Annotated in this window: 4 protein-coding genes; 2 read left to right on the forward strand and 2 right to left on the reverse strand. The window is 35.5% G+C overall.

The features are described 5' to 3' along the window. Both EKM66_RS12405 and EKM66_RS12410 read right to left on the reverse strand, forming a co-directional pair. The coding region (locus EKM66_RS12405) for a hypothetical protein (protein ID WP_125765023.1) at positions 1 to 180 on the reverse strand (180 nt) is incomplete at its 3' end. A gap of 356 nt (positions 181 to 536) precedes the next feature. Continuing rightward, on the reverse strand, positions 537 to 1,124 hold the full coding sequence (locus EKM66_RS12410) for a site-specific integrase (protein WP_095662035.1): 588 nt from the start codon (positions 1,122 to 1,124) through the stop codon (positions 537 to 539). Between the two features lie 77 nt (positions 1,125 to 1,201). On the opposite strand from EKM66_RS12410, the gene EKM66_RS12415 reads away from it, so the two are divergent. Further along, positions 1,202 to 1,465 carry a type II toxin-antitoxin system PrlF family antitoxin gene (locus tag EKM66_RS12415; RefSeq protein WP_001748062.1) on the forward strand — a complete coding sequence of 88 codons (264 nt, stop codon included), beginning with the start codon at positions 1,202 to 1,204 and terminating at the stop codon, positions 1,463 to 1,465. Next, the gene (locus EKM66_RS12420; RefSeq protein ID WP_024002471.1) at positions 1,465 to 1,812 is read left to right on the forward strand and encodes a type II toxin-antitoxin system PemK/MazF family toxin; all 348 of its coding nucleotides are present in this window, start codon (positions 1,465 to 1,467) and stop codon (positions 1,810 to 1,812) included. The genes EKM66_RS12415 and EKM66_RS12420 overlap by 1 nt, the downstream gene beginning before the upstream one ends. The last annotated feature ends 182 nt before the right edge of the window (positions 1,813 to 1,994 follow it).

Here is a 1,994-nt window from a genome sequence, read left to right on the forward strand (position 1 = left end):
TTCTTGCCTTTTTTGCAAAATATAAGTATCCAGGGAATCATACAAATTCTTTTTGATCTCGTCAGGTTCATTGACAGAAGCTTCAAACAATTCTTGAATATCAACTTGCCAAGGATCAGCAAGCATTTCATCAATTGGTTTTAATACTTTCTTTTCGTCAATCTTAATGACTCCTAACATCAAAATAATGCTTTCAGTTTAAATTCACAGATCTTACAGCACCGTTATTCAAAATTTGTTACCAAGCTTATAAAGATTATCTGCACAAAGCAATTAAAAAATTTTGGCTTAAAGCAGCGTAATCTGCGACACTTTTTAAATATTTAAAACATAACAATCCTTAGTTAGGTGCAAACATAAATTGAATTAAAAATACAGTCAATTCAACAACAGCAGAAATTGATTTTATGGTTATCAGCAGACCGAGTGAAACGAGGTCAATGCGCACTTACACATAGAATTTATTCTATGTTGTGCTAGACCCATTAAAAACCTGTATCAGAAGTCGCCGATGGCGACAACAAAATCAAACTAATTTACCCAAAATCAATTTGATCTAACATACTTTCGGTACTTGCTTGGTCTAAGCCTAAATAAGCTAAAGTCATTGATTCACTTGAGTGATTTAGTAAGTGCATGACTAGGCCAATATTGTAATTTGATTGCGTGTAAACACGATAAGCCCCAGTTTTGCGCATCGTATGAGTACCTAGATAATTAATTCCTAATAGATCGCCAACCTTACTCATAATTTTGTAGAACTGTTTTTCAGTAATATGGCGTTCTGGGTGTTGAATTGAAGGAAAGAGCCATTCAGAATCCAGCTTATGATCAAGCAGCCATTGACGGTACAATAAGAGCTCTGTTTGAACAGGTTTAAGGTACAAGGTATTAGGTTTACCAGTTTTTCGGTCATGAATAAACGCATTTTGTTTAATAGAACCGTCCGGATTAAAAATATCGGCCTGTTTTAAGCCCATAACGTCACTTACTCGCAGTAGCGTCGCTTTACCAACTTGAAAAATCGTATAGTTGCGTCGGCCAGCTTTAAAGTTATTGAGTAAGGTATCTTGAACCTCTTTAAGAACGTTTGAATCTTTGATGGGTAAAACAACTTGTTGCATAGTCTTTTCTCCTTTTCTTGAGATATTAAAGCAGTTATGTTATTATTTTTGTAAGGAAAAAGTAAGGAGATGATATTGTGAGCGCAGGTAATGTAACTAAGGTTAGCTCGAAGATCACAAGTAAAAATCAGATTACAATTCCTAAAACAGTACGTGAACTGTTAAAAGTTCGGTCTACTGACACAATTGAATGGCAGATTGAACCAAATGGTAAAGTAATGATTGTTCGTAGTAAACCGGATCTATGGCAACTTGTTGATGAACAAGAAAAAAAGTTTGGAAATCTCAGTACAACAGAAGTTGATTGGGGTAAAGACGTAGAAAGCGAAGACTTTGATTAATGAAATTAAAACAAGGCGCTATTTTATGGATTAATTTAGATCCGGCTAAAGGCACTGAAACTAAGAAAAAGCGACCGTGTTTAGTTGTAAGCAACGATCACTATAATCGCTATTTTAATACGGTGCTAGTTGTGCCAATCAGTACCTCTGACAAATATCGTACCCAAGAAAAGTATGCTAAATCGCCGTTATTTATCAGGATAGATAACGGGAAAATTCACGGGACAGCGTTATTGCAACATGTCCGTGCTGTCGATCCAACAAAACGATCAGATGGCGAAGTTGTGGCCACTTTATCTCAGCAAGAAATTAGTTCAATTAGTACAAAGGTCCAACAATTTTTCTGAAAAGCAGATGTTATTTATTGATAAAAGAAACAAAATAGCCCCCAATATCTACATTATAGATATTGGGGGCTATTCTTTCAATGCTTTTGAGGGGTTATTTGTGCCTTTTTTAATCGCCCCTATAAAACAGCCCCCGTTATCTAGTGGATAGATAATAGGGGCTGTTTTTTTGTTTAATGGTA

The sequence above is a fragment of the Companilactobacillus hulinensis genome, from assembly GCF_003946555.1.
Classification (GTDB): domain Bacteria; phylum Bacillota; class Bacilli; order Lactobacillales; family Lactobacillaceae; genus Companilactobacillus; species Companilactobacillus hulinensis.

Bases quoted from the DNA above. Each gene is read 5' to 3' on its own strand.
- EKM66_RS12410 (WP_095662035.1), bottom strand. From the start codon at position 1,124: ATGCAACAAGTTGTTTTACCCATCAAAGATTCAAACGTTCTTAAAGAG.
- EKM66_RS12420 (WP_024002471.1), top strand. From the start codon at position 1,465: ATGAAATTAAAACAAGGCGCTATTTTATGGATTAATTTAGATCCGGCT.